This is a genomic window from Yoonia sp. F2084L (assembly GCF_023015625.1).
In the GTDB taxonomy this organism is placed as follows: Bacteria; Pseudomonadota; Alphaproteobacteria; order Rhodobacterales; family Rhodobacteraceae; genus Yoonia.
In genome coordinates, this window is the sequence record NZ_JALKAH010000001.1 from 323782 (window position 1) to 340222 (window position 16441).

Below are 16441 nucleotides of genomic sequence, written 5' to 3' on the forward strand. Positions count from 1 at the left end.
CAGGCAGTCTCAAACGTCGCTTTGTCCCGCAAAGCAGGCAAGCGGCTCTAGGCCTTCCCGCGATAAATCTCCACCAGTTTCCCCAACATCGCCAGCGCATCACCGCGTTCCCGCTGGAACGAGTTCCGTCCGATGATCGACCCATTGCCGCCGCCGTCACGAATGGCGCGGGCGTCGTCATACACCGCATCCGCACCTTTCGCAGCACCGCCCGAGAACACCATCAAACGGCGTCCGTCAAAGGCGCTTTGTACGCAGTGACGCACGCGGGCCGCTTGGGTGGCGATGTCGATCTCTTGAGACTCATAGACCTTCTTGGCCTCTGGCAGGCTCAGGTGGTCCGTGCTCAGCTTGATCTTGATGATATGCGCGCCCAGCAACGCCGCGATCTGCGCGGCATAAGCGCCGATATCAATGGCTGTTTCGCCGTCCTTGTCCAAAGCCTCGCCGCGGGGATAGGACCAGATGACCGTTGCAATGCCTTTGGCCGCAGCCTCTTTTCGCATCTCGGCGATATCACCAAACATATTCAGTGCGGCAGAAGAACCGGGATAGACCGTAAAGCCAATCGCGGAACAGCCAAGGCGCAGCGCGTCATCAACGGATGCGGTGATCGCCTGCGTCTTTGGGGCCTCATTCGGGATCAGTGAATTGGCCGAATTCACTTTCAGGATTGTCGGGATTTGCCCTGCAAAGGTATCCGCGCCAGCTTCGAGCATACCCAAAGGCGCAGCATAGGCATTTAGCCCGGCATCAATCGCCAGTTGGTAATGGTAGTGCGGGTCATAGCCGGGGGCATTGGGCGCAAACGACCGGGCCGGTCCATGTTCAAACCCCTGATCGACGGGCAGGATGATCATCTTGCCGGTGCCGCCCAATTTCCCGTTCATCAGGATGCTGGCCAGTTTGGCCTTCACACCGGGTGTTTCACCTTCGTAATTGGCTAGGATCTTCTGAACGGTTCTGGTGGTTTTCATCACTGGCCCCTTTTGGCGTCACTACATCTTAAAGCAGCGATAGGGGGCGATTGGCCCGGTTGCAAATGTGTTAGCGCAACCGGGCGCGATGTTATCGCAAACAGTGCGTGTTTAGTTCTGCGTCAGGTAACGACCGGGTAGATCGGCGTTGATCCAGTCGGTGATTGCGCGCTGCTGCATTTCGGCGGCAACGGCGTTCCAGGCCTGCGCCACCGCCACGCCGCGTGCGCCAAACCGTGCGTCGATGATAAGGGCGAGTGCGGTGGTTGCAGTCAGCTTCGAAATATGGGCCATGGTTCACTCCTTTGAATATGAACAGTGTTCAATTTACAAGAGATTTGAAAAATGACGCTGCTTATGCGTCTATTGCTTGAAAGCATTGTTGATTAGCCGAGTGCTGCGACGCCGGGCAATTCCTTGCCTTCCATCCACTCCAGAAAGGCACCACCAGCGGTCGAGATATAGGTGAAATCATCTGCCGCACCGGCTTGGTTCAGGGCGGCAACCGTATCACCGCCGCCCGCGACCGAGATCAGCTTGCCCGCTTTGGACAGTTCGGCAGCCTTTGCAGCCGCTGCATTTGTCGCCGCATCAAAAGGTTCAATCTCGAAGGCACCAAGTGGGCCATTCCAGACCAGTGTCTTGGCACCTTCCAGAGTCTCGTTGATGTAGGCGACGGTCGCAGGTCCCGCATCAAGGATCATCGCATCAGCAGGGCAGGCGTCAGGGGCAAGCGTTTCGCTTTCGGCACCTGCTTTGAATTCGCGCGCAACGACAATGTCGCGCGGCAGGATGATTTCGCAACCTGCGGTCTCGGCCTTGCCAAGAATTTCGCGGGCTGTTTCGGCCAGATCATGCTCGCACAGTGATTTGCCCACGTCGATACCTTGGGCGGCCAGAAACGTATTCGCCATGCCGCCACCGATCACCAAATGATCGACTTTGCCGACCAAGTTACCGAGCAGGTCCAGCTTGGTCGAAACCTTCGCCCCACCCACAACCGCAACGACAGGGCGTTCGGGCGTGCCAAGCGCTTTTTCCAAAGCACCCAGTTCTTCGGCCATCAAACGGCCCGCACAGGCGGGCAGCAAGCGGGCAATCGCTTCGGTGCTGGCATGGGCACGATGCGCGGCGGAAAAGGCATCATTCACATAGATATCGCCAAGCGTCGCAAGACGTTTGGCGAAGCCTGCGTCGTTCTTTTCCTCGCCGGGATTGAAGCGCAGGTTTTCCAGCAACAAGACCTCGTCGCCTTCCATCTCGGCTACGGCATCACCGTAGTCGGAATTGACCCAAGTGACTGGCAGGCCCAGCACATCAGCGACGGCAGGGGCGATGTGTTCCAACGACATCTCGGGCACAACTTGCCCTTTCGGACGGCCAAAGTGGGCCATCAGGATGACCTTGCCGCCTTTTTCCTGAATGTCGTCTACCGTAGGTATGATCCGCTCAATCCGGGTTGTGTCTGTGACCACACCATCTTCGACAGGCACATTGATATCCACGCGGACCAGCGCGCGCTTGCCTGCGAAATCCATATCATCAAGTGTTTTCCAAGCCATTTTCGTGCTCCTGTCGGTATCTGATTTCAGACTGGTGTTGCGGCAATCGCGCGCCCGCGTCAACCGGACCGGCTTGGCAATCGTGCAATTGGGCCATATGTGAGGGACAAACGCGAAATCAAGGAGTGCCCAATGGCCGATATCACAGACCCCGAGAACACAATCATCATGACGCTGAAAGACGGCGACGTTGTTATTCAGTTGTTGCCAGACGTGGCACCTGCACATGTGGCACGTATGAAAGAGCTCGCACGCGCGGGCAAGTACGACAACGTCTGCTTTCACCGGGTGATTGACGGGTTCATGGCCCAGACGGGCGATGTGGCCAACGGCAATATGGAAGACAACTTCAACATCGGGCGCGCGGGCACGGGTGGGTCAGATCTGCCCGACCTGCCAGCTGAATTCTCAAAAATTCCACATGCGCGTGGGTCTATTGGGGCGGCACGTTCGCAGAACCCGAACTCGGCCAACAGCCAGTTTTTCATCAACTTCAAAGACAATGATTTCCTGAACGGCCAGTATACCGTCTATGGGCAGGTCATGTCCGGCATGGAGCACGTCGATGCCATCATGCGGGGCGAACCACCAATGAACCCTGATCGCATGATCAGCGTGAAAGTGGCTGCCGATGTATAAGCTGGCCGCAGTTTTGGCCGTGCTGGCAGCGCCTGCTTTGGGTGCCGGTCTTGAGATCGACATCGAAGGCGAAGCCAACGGTACAATCGTCATTGATCTGTTTGAAGAGACAGCACCGCTACACGTTGCGCAAATCACGGCGATTGCAGAAGCGGGAAGCTATAACGGTGTGGTCTTTCACCGGGTGATTGATGGCTTCATGGCGCAAACCGGCGACGTCCAAAACGGCGTGATGGGCGGTGATCTGTCGCGCGCGGGCACCGGTGGGTCCGCGTTTGACGATATCCCGGCTGAGTTTTCCGACATCCCGTTTGAACGCGGTGTTATCGGTATGGCGCGTGCACAGAACCCGAATTCAGCCAACAGCCAGTTCTTTATCATGTTCGAACCGGGGTATTTCCTGAATGGGCAGTACACCGTCGTCGGTGAGGTGACCGAAGGCATGGAACTGGTCGATCAGATCAAACGCGGGACCGGTGCCAATGGCGCCGTGATCGGCAAGCCTGACATGATGGCAGCGGTCCGCGTCACCGACTAACGAAACAGTCCGGCCCCCTCACATATCCGCGAGGGGGCTAGGCGCACGGCACGCAATCGGACACCCTGCACCAAATTGTAAGGAGTGACCAATGCGCCTGATCCCCACAATCGCTGCATTTTGCACGGCGGCCAGCATGTCAGTGGCCAGCCCAGAGTTCTGGTCGTTCGAGTGGCCGAACACGGACTTTGAAAACACCAGCATCGACAACTGGGTGGAAATCATGTCCGGCGGCCCGCCCAAAGACGGGATCCCTGCGATTGATGATCCTTCCTTTGTGGCTGTCGCGGACAAACCCAACCTGGAGCCGCGCGAACCTGTCATCACGCTAGAAATCGAAGGGGAGGTCCCACGTGCCTATCCAATCCGATATCTGACATGGCATGAGATCGTGAATGACGAGGTCGGGGGTATTCCTGTCGCCGTCACCTTCTGCCCGTTGTGCAATTCAGGCATCACCTTTGATCGCCGGGTCGCGCAAGGCACGCTGAGCTTTGGTGTCTCGGGCAAGCTGCGCAACTCTGACATGATCATGTACGACCGCGAAACCGAAAGCTGGTGGCAGCAGGCCATTGGCGAGGCAATCGTGGGTGATCTGACCGGGACCGAATTGGTCAGCCTGCCAAGCTGGATGGAAAGCTGGGAGGCGTTTTCGACCCGCAATCCCGATGGGCTGGTGATGACGCAGCCAGCGTTCAACCGCAACTATGGGGCCAATCCCTATGTGCGCTATGACAGTTCCAACCGTCCGTTTCTTTATTCAGGTGAAATGCCACCTCATGACATTCCAGCACTCGCCCGTGTGGTGCGCGTGGGCGATCAGGCCTGGCCGCTGACGCGATTGGCTGAGGAGGGTGAACTGACTGAAGCGGGGGTCATGTTCAGCTGGACGCAAGGGCAGGCCTCGGCTTTGGACACAGCAAGTATTGGCGCGGGAAAAGAGGTTGGCAACGTGCGGGTGCGTGACGCGGCGGGCAACGATCTGCCGCATGACGTCATGTTTGCCTTTGCCTTCCATGCGTTCTGGCCTGAAGGCGAGTGGATGATTGGCAACTAGCGCCTGTCTGTGTTGAGGGGGGTGATGCCTCCGGCGGAAGTTTGAAGAGACGAAGAAAGTCAGGGGTTTGGCTTGACACTCTGACCTTGCGCGCATGATCTGCGCGGATGGAAAAGAAATCACAAATTGATCTGTTCGGGGCGGTGGCACTAACCAGCTTTGCACTTTTGTTGGCGTTTAATCAGGTCGTGATCAAAGTCACCAATGGTGGGTTACAACCGGTCTTTTTTGCAGGTCTCCGGTCGGCCGGGGCGGTGCTGTGTATCTGGCTTTGGCTGCGCTGGCGCGGCATTCCTTTGCGGTTTGAGAAGGGAACGCGCCTTGCGGGTTTCACGATGGGCGGCATTTTCGCGTTCGAGTTTCTGTGCCTGTTCGTAGCTCTTGATCTGACAGCTGTGAGCCGTGCGAGCGTGATCTTTTACTCAATGCCCGTATGGCTCGCGATCATGGCGCATTTTGTGATTCCTGATGACCGGGTGACACCGATAAAGGCGCTGGGTCTGGGGCTTGCGCTGGCTGGTGTGGCGCTCGCGATCCTGTCTCGGGACGACGGGGCAGGGAGTTTCTGGGGCGATCTGGCGGCTGTTGGTGCCGCTGTGGGTTGGGCGTTGACTGCACTTTTGGCCAAGGCTTCGTCACTGTCGCGGGTCCGTCCCGAGATACAGTTGATGTGGCAGGTGGGGGTGTCTGCGCCGATCTTGCTGATTGCAGCGCTGTTCTTTGGGCCATTTATCCGCGACCTTGAACCCATCCATATTGCCGGGTTGGTCTTTCAGATCGTGGTCGTGGTCAGTGCCGGTTTTATCTTCTGGCTTTGGCTGTTGTCGATCTATCCCGCCTCTGGTGTCGCGTCGTTCAGTTTCCTGTCACCTGTGCTGGCGGTTGGCCTGGGCTGGCTTTTGCTGGGCGAGGACATCGGGCCAAGCTTGATCGCCGCGCTTGTCTTGGTCGCATTGGGTATCTTGTTGATCAATCGTCCGCTTAAGTCCCGCAAAATGTTCGCGTAACCTGTTCATCTTTGCTGGGCGCACGCGCGAAGTGTGTCGTTTCATCTGTCAGCGGTGCATAAGGCGATGTGACAGCCGCCAAAAGCGCATGGAAAGGCGCAAAATCGCCATTGCGTCCTGCAACGATCACCTCCTCAACACGGTGATTGCGCGGGATAATCTGCGGGTTCGCCTGCGCCATGAGGTTTTCTGCATCCTCTGGCCTTCGCAGATGCCAACGGTCGGCCCAAACATCAAACGCGTCGCGGTTGATGAATTGGTCACGTGACAAGCTGGTGAAGGTGTTCGTAAAATCCGCCCCATCTTTGGTCATCAGATCCAACAGATCGGTGATAAGCGCACGGTCATCTTCGACCGGGTTTGCGATGCCCAGCTTTGCGCCAAAAACCTTCAGCCATTCCGCCTCGTAGAGCGCGGGCATTCGGTGCACGGCTGCCGTGAACTCCTCAATCGCGGCCTCACGATCGGGCATCAGCGGGATCAATGCGGTGGCGAACTGCGCCATGTTCCACGCCCCAATGCCGGGCTGGTTGGAATAGGCGTAGCGCCCGTATTGGTCGATGGCGCTGAAGACGCTGTCAGGGTGGAAGCCGTCAATGAAAGCGCAAGGGCCATAGTCGATGGTTTCACCGGCAATTGACACGTTGTCGGTGTTCATCACACCGTGGATAAAACCCAGCCCCATCCACTTGGCGATCAGTTTCGCATAGCGCGCGATCACCAGATCAAGCAGTTCTGCTGGGCCATTCGCCTGTGGATAGTGCCGCGCGATCACATGATCGGTCAGTGCGTGCAACGCCATCGTGTCGCCACGGCTGGCAAAGAACTGGAACGTGCCGACACGGATATGGCTTTGGGCGACGCGGGCGATGACGGCACCGGGCAGCCGTTCTTCGCGGTAAACATCCTCACCCGTCGTGACCGCAGCCAATGCACGCGTTGTTGGCACGCCCATTGCATGCATCGCCTCGCTGATCAGATATTCGCGCATCACCGGACCAAGCCACGCGCGACCATCGCCGCTGCGCGAATAGGGGGTTGGGCCAGAACCCTTGAGCTGGACATCGCGGCGGATGCCGTCCGCATCAATCACCTCGCCCAAAAGCACCGCACGACCGTCGCCCAGTTGTGGGTTCCAGTTGCCAAATTGATGGCCCGCATAGACCTGCGCAAGCGGGGCTGCCCCATCGGGGATGTGATTGCCGGCAAAGACCTGCGCGGCATCCGGTGCGGACAAATCGGCCGGATCAATCCCAAGGATCGCCGCAAGATCAGCATTGGCTACGATCATCTGCGGCGCTTTCACCGGCGTGGGCAGTTGCGCCGTGTACATCTGCGACGGCAGTTGCGCGTAGGAGTTATCGAACGGGATACGCATTCTAAAGCCGGGCCAGACGGGCGGCGAGCAGCGCGTAAAAACCGGAGGCATCAACGTCTTTGATAAACATCGCATTGGCCGGGCGGTCCGTGACGCGCCACCAGTCTGCAACTGTCATGCCGAGGGTCAGCTCGCTCTCGGTTTCGATTTCCACATTGATATGGCGGCCCTCGAACAATTGTGGTTCAATCAGGTAGGCAATGGTGCAGGGATCGTGCAGGGGCGCACCCTCAGAGCCGTATTTTTCCATATCGAAGCGTTCAAAGAAATCGGTCCATGCGGCGACCATGTCGCCCACTTTGGTATGCATGGAGCGGAACGCGTCAATGCGGTTGCGGGTGGTCAGCGCCTTGTGGGTGACGTCAAGTGGCATGACCACCAAAGGAACACCTGCGCCAAAGACGATCTTGGCGGCGTCAGGGTCCACGTAGATATTGAACTCGGCCGTCGGGGTGATGTTGCCCACCTCGAAATAGGCTCCCCCCATCAGCACGATCTCTTGCACGCGTGCAACGATGTCAGGGGCACGCTCGAATGCGGTTGCGATGTTGGTCAATGGGCCGATGGGGCAGAGGGTGACTGTGCCACATGGTTCATTTCGCAACGTTTCGATAATAAAGTCGACAGCGTGCTGGTCCTGCAGGGGCATCGTCGGGTCGGCCATTTGCGGGCCATCAAGGCCCGTCTTGCCGTGCACATGTTCTGCCGTGACCAGTTTGCGTTTCATCGGTGCATCACAACCCGCAAAGACCTTCGTCTCTGGCTTGCCCGCCAGTTCACACACAATCCGCGCGTTTTTCTGGGTCAGCGGCAGGGGCACATTGCCTGCAACAGCTGTAATCCCCAGCACCTCGATATCTTCGGGCGACGCAAGGGCGAGCAGGATCGCCACCGCGTCGTCTTGGCCGGGGTCAGTGTCGATGATGATCTTGCGGGGGGGCATCGCTGTGTCCTGTTCTGCTCATCTCTAAAGTGGGCCGAAGACAGGATGGGGGCAAGGGGTCAGACGCGTCCTTGGTCCTTCAGACGCCGATAAAGTGGCTGTTCGGCGGGATCGCCCAACTCAAGCGCGAAGATATAGGCGTGGGTGAGAAAGAAACACGCCGCGTCAACGTCACGGGTCGCATCCGCGGCTTCGGTGTACAGCCCAACCAACGCTGCGCGATCATTGCGGGCATGTGCGTCAAGCAACCGGTCTTGGAGTACGGTCATGGACCCGTCAGATGCGCCGCGATCTCGCCAGCCACCCAATCATGGAAGCAATGGGTGGGACCGTCCATTGCTGGGCTGAAGCGGCCACCGTCAAAATCGGGCGCATGGCGACCCTTTTGCATGCCTTCAACAACAAAGATGTCCTCTTCAAATATCTCGCGCCATTGCGCGGTGTTCTTGTGGCGCAGAACGTCGTCTGTTTTCGGGGCGGCATAGTAAAGGTGAACATGCTCGCGCGTCGTGTCATGGGTCACGGGCTCAAGCACAATCACGAAAGCATGGTCGCGCTGCACGCCAAGCAACACGTTGGGATAAACGGTGATGTATTCGCCGCCCTCTGTCCATTTGTCATCAAGATCCGCAAAATCAGGGAAGACAGCGCCATCGTTGCCCGTTAACTGGCGATAGACAAGCGTGCCCTGGCCCGAAAACTTGCCCGGCTCGTTGATATTATAGTGATCCTCCAACCGCGAATAGCTGTTCAGTCCGGGATGTATCCAAGGTAGGTGATAGCTTTCACAATAATTCTCGACGGCGAGCTTCCAGTTGGTTTTCACCTCAAGGACAAAGGTGCTGTCAGCACCACCATGATGCAGCGGCTGATCAAAGTCGGACCAGCGGGCGATTAAATCAGCGTGGACCTCCTCAAAGGGGGCGGCGTTGCCGTCGATGTTGATAAAGACTGTGTCAAACCAGATATGGCTGCGGACCTCGATCAAGCCCAGCAGGGATTTGTCGATAGCCTCATGCGTATTATGACCGGGGCCGCCGACGTGGGGCGTGCTGACCAGCTTGCCATCGGTTGAATAGCACCACGAATGATAAGGGCAGCGGATCGCGCCTTCGATCTTCTTGGGCTCGGAAACAAGGATCATCCCCCGATGACGGCAGATGTTCTGAAACACGCGTACCTGACCCTGACGGTCGCGGACAAGCAGCAAGGGTATCCCAAGAAATTCAATAGGTTTCGCATCGCCGGGCTCGGGCACATCGGCAGCCACCGCCAGCCCGGCCCAATTGGCGCAAAGAACAGCGTCTTTCTCAAGCGCAAAGATACCGGGATCAGTATAATGGGCATTCGGCAAGCCATTGGCCTGTTCAATGGGTTTGCGGACCGCATCAAGCGTGTTCAGGATCATATCCTTGGCCATTACATCCCTCCTTATGCTTGGGCTTTCATACCATTGCAGGACGGCGCCGGTCCGGTTCGGGCGCGACAGCAGCTTTTCTCACAGCGACATGAAACGGGGGCATGGGCCGTTTTTTGCCACTCGCCCCAAAGTGGCTAGGAAAAGAATTGCCTGTTGCGCGATTGCCGCAAATTGTCAGCGTGCTTTTGCGCATCACTGACACAGAATTTGGCGCAAGAGCGCCGCAAACCTTCTCTTTTCTCGGCAGCTATGGAAAGGTTGGGAAAGGACGACCAATTGTTTCGGTGAAGGCAACAAAGCCTTCTTCATGTCCTGATAGGAGAACTAAAATGACACGTACACTTAAGCTGATCGCACCAATTGCTGTTCTGACCGCGCTGGCTGTTCCCGGCTTTGCCCAAGACGCCGCGATCGATATCAACGGCGACGGTATGTACAGCTATCCTGAGCTTCAGGCAGTGATGCCTGAGATGACTGAAGATGATTTCACAGTACTCGACACATCAGGCGACGGCCTGCTGGATGCAGACGAGATCACTGTTGCGACAGAAGCTGGCCTTCTGCCAGCCTAAAGAGTGGTGCGCGGCTCAGATCAGCCTCTGATCTGAGCCGCATTCCGCGTCCCTCGCGTCACGCCCCAATCGGGCGCGGGGGGCTGCCAAGAGCCCATTCAACACCTCCCGTTGAATGGGCTTTGTCACGGGTTTGTGACCGACAAAAAACGATCCCCGAAACGTTGAATTTGTAGGTTCCGCAGGCGGCTTTATCGCCCCGGCGGTCCACTCACAACCAATGTCCGAAAGGGGCTTGATATGACTTTCTTCAAAATTGGTTCATTGATGATTTTGGGTGCTGTTGCGCTCGGTGGTTGCGGTACGAACGATTACTCATTCGACAACCCTTCAAGCGCGGAAGGCATGACCTATCAGGAAATGCGCTTCGCTTATGACGATTTGAGCCCGGTCGAGTTTTCAATCATCGACACCAACAACGATTACGTTGTCGATGCCGATGAGGAAGGACGGATCGACATTACCATCGACGATGACTGACCAGCGCGCTTGCCCGTTCTGGCGTCAGTTGCCGCGCGATAGGGCAGCGACGCCGGTGCGGGCAATTTCCTGCAGGCCCAAAGGCTGCATCAGTTCGGCGAAAGCGTCGATCTTTTCGGATGTACCTGTGATCTCAAAAACGAATGATTCCAAGGTGCTATCAACCACATTTGCCCTGAAAATGTCAGCCAGACGGATTGCTTCAATCCGGTGATCGCCGGTGCCCTGAACCTTGAAAAGTGCCAGTTCGCGTTCGACAGACGGGCCTTCGACGGTCAGATCATTGACCTTATGCACATCAACAATGCGGCCTAGCTGGGCCTTGATCTGCACGATGATCTGCGGCGTGCCGGTGGTGACAATCGTGATGCGGCTGCGATGGCCCAGATGATCCACCTCGGCCACGGTCAGGCTGTCGATGTTATAGCCGCGCCCTGCGAAAAGCCCGATGACGCGGGCCAGAACACCCGGTTCGTTTTCGACCAGAACAGCCAGCGTGTGTTGTTCTTCCTTGTCCGAAAACGAAGGCCGTAGGTCGTATGCAGAGTGGCTGGTGGCGCCTTTTTTGATTTTGAGCGGTGACATGTGCTGTCCCTTTTAAGCGTAATTTTCGTTGTGCAGATGGTGTACAGCACCTGTACAGATGCTGTACGTACAGTGTGGCATTACACCATCACCGCGCCATCGGACTTGATCGCATTCGCCACGTCCGCGTTCTCGCCCAACAGCATCTCATTGTGCGGCTTGCCTGATGGGATCATCGGGAAACAGTTTTCATGCTTTTCGACGAGACAATCAAACAGGACGGGGCCGTCATGGTTCAGCATCTCCATGATCGCGTCGTCCAGATCATCGGGATCGGAGCAGATGATGCCCTTCGCGCCAAATGCCTCGGCCAGTTTCACGAAATCAGGCAGGCTTTCTGACCAGCTGGATGAATAACGCTCACCATGCAGCAGTTCCTGCCATTGGCGCACCATGCCCAGACGTTCGTTGTTCAGGATGAACTGTTTGACGGGCAGGCCGTATTGCATCGCCGTGCCCAGTTCCTGCATGTTCATCAACCATGATGCCTCGCCTGCGACGTTGATGACCAGCGCATCAGGGTGGCCCATCTGCACACCGATGGAAGCGGGGAAACCGTAGCCCATCGTGCCCAGACCCCCGGAGGTCATCCAGCGGTTGGGGTCTTCGAACCCGAGGTATTGCGCGGCCCACATCTGGTGTTGGCCGACTTCGGTACAGATGTAGCGGTCGTGCTTTTTGGTCAGCTCTTCCAGTCTGGACAGGGCGTATTGCGGTTTGATCACCTTGCCTTTTTGTTCAAACGCCAGACAGTCGACTTTCTTCCAGTCGTTGATCTGGTGCCACCATTTCTGGACATTCTCTTTATCCGTCTTGCGGCCGCGCGCCTTCCAGACATTCAACAAATCCTCAAGCACATGGGCCACGTCGCCCAGAATCGGGATATCGACCTTGATCACCTTGTTGATGGATGACGCGTCGATGTCGATATGTGCTTTGGTTGAACTGGGGCTGAAGGCATCCAGACGACCCGTGATACGGTCATCAAACCGCGCGCCGATGTTGATCATCAGATCACAGTCGTGCATCGCCATGTTGGCCTCGTACAACCCGTGCATACCAAGCATACCCAGCCAGTTTTCGCCGGATGCAGGATAGCAGCCCAGACCCATCAGCGTAGATGTGATCGGGAAACCGGTTGCGGCCACCAGCTCGCGCAGCAACTGTGACGCTGCGGGGCCAGAGTTGATCACGCCACCGCCGGTGTAGAACAAGGGTCGCTTGGCCGTTTCCATCGCCGCCGCCAGTTCGGCGATCATTTCCATGTCACCTTTGACCTGCGGGTTGTAGTGCGTCTCGACCTGCCGTGCCTCGGTGTATTTGCCGGTGGCGAATTGCACATCCTTTGGAATGTCGATCACAACAGGGCCCGGACGACCGGATGTGGCGATATGGAACGCCTCGTGCATCACGGACGCCAGCTTATCAGTCTCTTTGACCAGCCAGTTGTGCTTGGTACAGGGGCGGGTGATGCCCACGGTATCGCATTCCTGAAACGCATCAGAGCCGATCATGAAGGTCGGCACCTGACCGGTCAGCACAACAATCGGAATGCTGTCCATCAAGGCGTCCGTCAGACCGGTCACGGCATTGGTTGCACCGGGGCCGGATGTCACCAGAGCAACACCGGGTTTGCCCGTGGACCGCGCATAACCTTCGGCGGCATGCACGGCCCCTTGTTCATGGCGGACCAGCACATGCTTGATGCTGTTTTGCTGAAAAATCTCGTCATAGATCGGTAGGACGGCACCACCGGGGTATCCAAAGACCGTGTCCACGCCCTGATCAATCAGTGCTTGAACAACCATTCTTGCGCCCGTCATGGCTTTTGTCATCTGTCTCGCGTCCTATCGCTTCTCTTTGCCGTAGTCATAAAAAAACCCCCGAGTGTGTCGGGGGCGCATGGGATCGTTATGGTCTTACCGTTACCGGCCCATGCGCGTTTTTCTCACAATTAGTACGACGTGTGTCATTGGGGTTCCTTCTCGTGAACAGACACTAATCCGGGCGCTGAGGGGGGTCAACAGTCCGAATGGAGAAAATGTCGTTTGAGGGCGGTTTTTTGCAACTTTGTTTCGGCTGGTGAGGCTCGGCTCTGGTCAAAGACTGCAAGGCAGCCGTGACTGCCTTTACACCACTGAGCTTGAGCGCTTCATATTCTTGCTGTGCCGGGGCGTTGGTTTGACGGGCTTTTCGACCGCTCTGGGCTGACTGATCCAGGCAAAAATATAGGCGGCGATAAGAATAGTCGCCAGTATGCCCGCATAGACCGCAAGGATCTGGAGCATCGGCACGCTGAAATTCAACTGCGGCAGGTTTGCGATCGCCAGCGGTCCATACCAGGACACAAAAGATACAGCGCCGACCGTAATCAGTGCCAGTTTGCGTTGCAGCGGAATACCGTCCATCAGCATATGACCGGTTCGATTGGTAATGAAGGGGCTGATAAACCGGTGCACGAAAACCCCATTCAGCGTCAGAATGCAGACAATCACCACCTTGGCCCAGACCTTCTCATTCATCAGCAGGTCGGGATCATAAAACTGATAGAACAGCAGGAAGCCAATGCCGGTGATCCACATCATTATGATGCCCACGAGCACCAAATTAGCGCAAAAGTGAAAAATTTCGCATCCGTTCGTCGATACCCGGCGCATCATGAAAAAGCGCAATACGATAAGATCAAGAACCGTCGCAGCACCAAGCCCAAGCGCGAGCCCTGCGAAATGAAACAGCCGTAATATGCTTTTCGCCATTTGCTGTGGATCGCTGGACAGGGCGTTGACGATTTCGGTGAATTGCATTCGGCAGGCCTTAGAAAAATATTACAGTAAAGCACCCGCTTGCAATGGCACCGGATCAAATGGTGCTAGGCGAACACTTGGAAATGCAACTCATCACGCTGAAAAAATCTTGACACATTTCAACCATAATTTGATTATCAAATTTCTGTCAACGATTAACGTCGAGTTAAGCTATGCGGTTTTGTCTTCAAAGTCAGAGGCTTCATGGCGTTCGTGCATTTGCTCGGACGGTTCGCCCCAGGCACGATTGACCTTCTTGCCACGCAAGTAAGCCGGGCGCGCCATTACCGTATCGGCCCAACGATTGACATGTTCATAGGACGCGACATCAAGGAATTCTGCTGCCTCATAGACCTGCCCCTTGACCAAGGCGCCATACCAAGGTGCCGTCGCCATATCAGCGATGGAATAGGCATCGCCGCCCAGGTATTCGCAGTCCTCAAGTCTTTGATCTAGCACATCAAGTTGACGCTTGGCTTCCATTGCAAAGCGGTTGATCGGGTATTCGAACTTTTCCGGGGCATAGGCGTAGAAATGGCCAAAACCGCCACCCAGATAAGGGGCGGAGCCTTGCAACCAAAAGAGCCAGTTCAATGTCTCGGTCCGTGCTGTGATTTCTGTGGGCAGGAAGGCTCCGTATTTTTCGGCCAGATACAACAGGATTGCGCCGCTTTCGAACACGCGCACGCCGGTGTCTTTGTCAAACAGGGCAGGGATCTTGGAATTCGGATTCACATCGACAAACCCACTGCTGAACTGATCGCCTTCCTGAATGTTGATCAACCAAGCGTCGTATTCAGCGGCGTGACCGGCGGCCAACAGCTCTTCCAGCATCACGGTGACTTTCACACCGTTGGGTGTGGCGAGCGAATGAAGCTGCAAGGGATGCTTGCCAACGGGAAGGTCTTTGTCGTGGGTGGACCCCGCTATAGGTCTGTTAATACTTGCAAATTTTCCGCCGCTTTCGGTGTCCCATGTCCAGACTGCAGGCGGGGTATAAGCGGGGGTTTCAGACATTATTCTTCCGATCTTGATATGGTTACTGGTTGCAATGTGGGACGGATTGTCGCGGGAGCAAGGCTCAAGCCTGAAACAATCACACCTAAGTGAAACGATTTAGAGGACGCGCACATGTGCAAGACACGCGGGTCGATTTGCATTAGCCGCGATTTCGTCAACATTTTGCCTTTTTCCGCCTGATAGTGCACGCTTATTAATAAGTGATGCGAGTATGGTCTGTTGATAATACAACCCGGCGCAGCTGCGCTTTGATTTCAAAAAGGAAAAATCATGACGAAAGGTTCGACTAGCGTCGCTATGGCTGTGACCGCGGCTGCAGGCTTTATGACATTCGGGGCCACGCAGATTCAGGCACAGGAACAATGTACAAACTACACTGTCGTGCGAGGCGACACGCTGAGCCGGATCGCGTCGGCTGCCGATGTTGAAGGCGGTTTTCAGTTTTTGTTCAACGCCAACACCAACGTCCTGGAAAACCCCAACCTGCTTGAGGTTGGTCAAGTGCTGCGCATTCCGTGTGCCGATGGTTCGCTACCAGACGCCACAACGACGACGGCTTCTTCTGTTGTAAGACCCGCCACACCTGCGCCGACCACCTCGACCCCCAGCCGCCCGCTGCGCATTACAACGGGCACCGGGTATGCGCCGTTCACGGATGAAGACCTGCCCGGTGGCGGGATGATTACGCGAATGGTGGAGCGGTCCATGGAACTGGGTAACCCTGATCAGGAGTACAACCTGATTTTCATCAACGACTGGGGCTCACATCTGGAAACGCTGCTGCCGACAGGTGCCATTGATATGGCGTTCCCGTGGTTCCTGCCAAACTGTGATCTGGTTGATAACCTCTCTGAGGCCAGCGCATACCGCTGCACCGATTTCAACCACTCTGAGCCGTTTTACGAAATCCTGGTGGATTTCTTTACGCTTGCTGACAGCCCATATGCCTCAGCAACCAGCCATGCGGACCTGTTCGGCGCACGCATCTGCCGTCCCGAAGCATGGTTTACCTTTGATCTTGAGGCGGAAAGGTTGGTCGCGCCGAACATCACCTATGTGACCCCGGTGTCGCAGCAGGAGTGTGTACAGCTTTTGGCAAATGGCGAAGTTGACGTGATGACCTACGACACGCTGCCAGCAGAGGAAGACATTCGCGAGTCTGGTTTCGAAGACCGGATTACGAAGCTTGAACCGCTAAGTGGATCCGTGTCGTCGCATATCTTTGTGTCCAAGGACAATGCGTTCGCCAACGAGGCCTTGCCGATCATCAATGCCGGACTGGAAGAACTGCGGTTGTCGGGTGAATGGTTCAACATTGTGCGCGAAAGCATTCAGGAAACGGTTGAAAACTAGTCGCACTGCTTTATCGACAAACGACCCCGCGTCTCTTAAGGCGCGGGGTATTTTTATGTTTGGTCTGAATGGCGGCGAAGAGCCCATTTTGACCGATGTTGCAAAA

Annotated in this window: 18 protein-coding genes; 7 read left to right on the forward strand and 11 right to left on the reverse strand. The window is 56.3% G+C overall.

Translation table 11 applies throughout. From position 1 onward, the window contains the following. Positions 1 to 47: 47 nt before the first annotated feature. From MWU60_RS01525 to MWU60_RS01535, 3 genes are all read right to left on the reverse strand, one after another. Positions 48 to 977, reverse strand: coding sequence for a class I fructose-bisphosphate aldolase (locus tag MWU60_RS01525; RefSeq protein ID WP_247225281.1), 930 nt, complete (start codon positions 975 to 977; stop codon positions 48 to 50). A gap of 111 nt (positions 978 to 1088) precedes the next feature. Continuing rightward, the gene (locus MWU60_RS01530) at positions 1089 to 1271 is read right to left on the reverse strand and encodes a hypothetical protein (protein WP_247225282.1); all 183 of its coding nucleotides are present in this window, start codon (positions 1269 to 1271) and stop codon (positions 1089 to 1091) included. Positions 1272 to 1363: 92 nt separating this feature from the next. Further along, complete coding sequence (locus MWU60_RS01535) at positions 1364 to 2539, reverse strand: phosphoglycerate kinase (RefSeq protein WP_247225283.1); 1176 nt, start codon at positions 2537 to 2539, stop codon at positions 1364 to 1366. Between the two features lie 132 nt (positions 2540 to 2671). Here MWU60_RS01535 and MWU60_RS01540 point away from each other — a divergent pair, with 132 nt between their 5' ends. The 4 genes from MWU60_RS01540 (at position 2672) to MWU60_RS01555 (ending at position 5780) form a co-directional block, all read left to right on the forward strand. Next, positions 2672 to 3178 carry a peptidylprolyl isomerase gene (locus MWU60_RS01540; protein WP_247225284.1) on the forward strand — a complete coding sequence of 169 codons (507 nt, stop codon included), beginning with the start codon at positions 2672 to 2674 and terminating at the stop codon, positions 3176 to 3178. Beyond that, entirely contained in the window at positions 3171 to 3716 is a 546-nt protein-coding gene (locus MWU60_RS01545) for a peptidylprolyl isomerase (RefSeq protein WP_247225285.1), read from the forward strand. The genes MWU60_RS01540 and MWU60_RS01545 overlap by 8 nt, the downstream gene beginning before the upstream one ends. Positions 3717 to 3807: 91 nt before the next feature. After that, positions 3808 to 4773, forward strand: a complete 966-nt coding sequence (locus MWU60_RS01550) for a DUF3179 domain-containing protein (RefSeq protein WP_247225286.1) — start codon at positions 3808 to 3810, stop codon at positions 4771 to 4773. A gap of 107 nt (positions 4774 to 4880) precedes the next feature. After that, positions 4881 to 5780, forward strand: a complete 900-nt coding sequence (locus MWU60_RS01555) for a DMT family transporter (RefSeq protein WP_247225287.1) — start codon at positions 4881 to 4883, stop codon at positions 5778 to 5780. Here the strand turns inward: MWU60_RS01555 and MWU60_RS01560 are convergent. The 4 genes from MWU60_RS01560 to MWU60_RS01575 are packed head-to-tail and all read right to left on the reverse strand — an operon-like array spanning position 5755 to position 9521. Further along, positions 5755 to 7158: a protein adenylyltransferase SelO gene (locus tag MWU60_RS01560; RefSeq protein ID WP_247225288.1), complete on the reverse strand. Its 1404-nt coding sequence runs from the start codon at positions 7156 to 7158 to the stop codon at positions 5755 to 5757. The two genes, MWU60_RS01555 and MWU60_RS01560, sit on opposite strands and share 26 nt — an antisense overlap. Before the next feature lies 1 nt (position 7159). Then, a complete protein-coding gene (locus MWU60_RS01565; RefSeq protein WP_247225289.1) occupies positions 7160 to 8101 on the reverse strand; it encodes a nucleoside hydrolase in 942 nt (313 codons plus the stop codon). Positions 8102 to 8160: 59 nt separating this feature from the next. After that, positions 8161 to 8370, reverse strand: coding sequence for a hypothetical protein (locus tag MWU60_RS01570; protein ID WP_247225290.1), 210 nt, complete (start codon positions 8368 to 8370; stop codon positions 8161 to 8163). Then, entirely contained in the window at positions 8367 to 9521 is a 1155-nt protein-coding gene (locus tag MWU60_RS01575; RefSeq protein ID WP_247225291.1) for an aromatic ring-hydroxylating dioxygenase subunit alpha, read from the reverse strand. The genes MWU60_RS01570 and MWU60_RS01575 overlap by 4 nt, the downstream gene beginning before the upstream one ends. 329 nt (positions 9522 to 9850) lie before the next feature. On the opposite strand from MWU60_RS01575, the gene MWU60_RS01580 reads away from it, so the two are divergent. Together MWU60_RS01580 and MWU60_RS01585 are read left to right on the forward strand one after the other, a co-directional pair. Next, positions 9851 to 10093, forward strand: coding sequence for a hypothetical protein (locus MWU60_RS01580; protein ID WP_247225292.1), 243 nt, complete (start codon positions 9851 to 9853; stop codon positions 10091 to 10093). Positions 10094 to 10333: 240 nt separating this feature from the next. Then, positions 10334 to 10573: a hypothetical protein gene (locus MWU60_RS01585; protein ID WP_247225293.1), complete on the forward strand. Its 240-nt coding sequence runs from the start codon at positions 10334 to 10336 to the stop codon at positions 10571 to 10573. A gap of 24 nt (positions 10574 to 10597) precedes the next feature. On the opposite strand, the gene ilvN is transcribed toward MWU60_RS01585, so the two are convergent. The 4 genes from ilvN to yghU form a co-directional block, all read right to left on the reverse strand. Further along, positions 10598 to 11158, reverse strand: coding sequence for an acetolactate synthase small subunit (gene ilvN / locus MWU60_RS01590; RefSeq protein ID WP_247225294.1), 561 nt, complete (start codon positions 11156 to 11158; stop codon positions 10598 to 10600). Positions 11159 to 11238: 80 nt separating this feature from the next. Beyond that, entirely contained in the window at positions 11239 to 12993 is a 1755-nt protein-coding gene (locus MWU60_RS01595) for an acetolactate synthase 3 large subunit (protein WP_247225295.1), read from the reverse strand. Between the two features lie 294 nt (positions 12994 to 13287). Continuing rightward, entirely contained in the window at positions 13288 to 13962 is a 675-nt protein-coding gene (locus tag MWU60_RS01600; protein WP_247225296.1) for a hypothetical protein, read from the reverse strand. A 171-nt stretch (positions 13963 to 14133) separates the two neighbouring features. Continuing rightward, positions 14134 to 14979: a glutathione-dependent disulfide-bond oxidoreductase gene (yghU, locus tag MWU60_RS01605; protein WP_247225297.1), complete on the reverse strand. Its 846-nt coding sequence runs from the start codon at positions 14977 to 14979 to the stop codon at positions 14134 to 14136. Between the two features lie 273 nt (positions 14980 to 15252). Here yghU and MWU60_RS01610 point away from each other — a divergent pair, with 273 nt between their 5' ends. Next, positions 15253 to 16335: a LysM peptidoglycan-binding domain-containing protein gene (locus MWU60_RS01610; RefSeq protein ID WP_247225298.1), complete on the forward strand. Its 1083-nt coding sequence runs from the start codon at positions 15253 to 15255 to the stop codon at positions 16333 to 16335. Positions 16336 to 16441 lie beyond the last annotated feature (106 nt).

Coding starts and splice junctions, on each gene's coding strand:
- MWU60_RS01525 (WP_247225281.1), bottom strand. CDS start 977: ATGAAAACCACCAGAACCGTTCAGAAGATCCTAGCCAATTACGAAGGT.
- MWU60_RS01530 (WP_247225282.1), bottom strand. CDS start 1,271: ATGGCCCATATTTCGAAGCTGACTGCAACCACCGCACTCGCCCTTATC.
- MWU60_RS01535 (WP_247225283.1), bottom strand. CDS start 2,539: ATGGCTTGGAAAACACTTGATGATATGGATTTCGCAGGCAAGCGCGCG.
- MWU60_RS01540 (WP_247225284.1), top strand. CDS start 2,672: ATGGCCGATATCACAGACCCCGAGAACACAATCATCATGACGCTGAAA.
- MWU60_RS01545 (WP_247225285.1), top strand. CDS start 3,171: ATGTATAAGCTGGCCGCAGTTTTGGCCGTGCTGGCAGCGCCTGCTTTG.
- MWU60_RS01550 (WP_247225286.1), top strand. CDS start 3,808: ATGCGCCTGATCCCCACAATCGCTGCATTTTGCACGGCGGCCAGCATG.
- MWU60_RS01555 (WP_247225287.1), top strand. CDS start 4,881: ATGGAAAAGAAATCACAAATTGATCTGTTCGGGGCGGTGGCACTAACC.
- MWU60_RS01560 (WP_247225288.1), bottom strand. CDS start 7,158: ATGCGTATCCCGTTCGATAACTCCTACGCGCAACTGCCGTCGCAGATG.
- MWU60_RS01565 (WP_247225289.1), bottom strand. CDS start 8,101: ATGCCCCCCCGCAAGATCATCATCGACACTGACCCCGGCCAAGACGAC.
- MWU60_RS01570 (WP_247225290.1), bottom strand. CDS start 8,370: ATGACCGTACTCCAAGACCGGTTGCTTGACGCACATGCCCGCAATGAT.
- MWU60_RS01575 (WP_247225291.1), bottom strand. CDS start 9,521: ATGGCCAAGGATATGATCCTGAACACGCTTGATGCGGTCCGCAAACCC.
- MWU60_RS01580 (WP_247225292.1), top strand. CDS start 9,851: ATGACACGTACACTTAAGCTGATCGCACCAATTGCTGTTCTGACCGCG.
- MWU60_RS01585 (WP_247225293.1), top strand. CDS start 10,334: ATGACTTTCTTCAAAATTGGTTCATTGATGATTTTGGGTGCTGTTGCG.
- ilvN (WP_247225294.1), bottom strand. CDS start 11,158: ATGTCACCGCTCAAAATCAAAAAAGGCGCCACCAGCCACTCTGCATAC.
- MWU60_RS01595 (WP_247225295.1), bottom strand. CDS start 12,993: ATGACAAAAGCCATGACGGGCGCAAGAATGGTTGTTCAAGCACTGATT.
- MWU60_RS01600 (WP_247225296.1), bottom strand. CDS start 13,962: ATGCAATTCACCGAAATCGTCAACGCCCTGTCCAGCGATCCACAGCAA.
- yghU (WP_247225297.1), bottom strand. CDS start 14,979: ATGTCTGAAACCCCCGCTTATACCCCGCCTGCAGTCTGGACATGGGAC.
- MWU60_RS01610 (WP_247225298.1), top strand. CDS start 15,253: ATGACGAAAGGTTCGACTAGCGTCGCTATGGCTGTGACCGCGGCTGCA.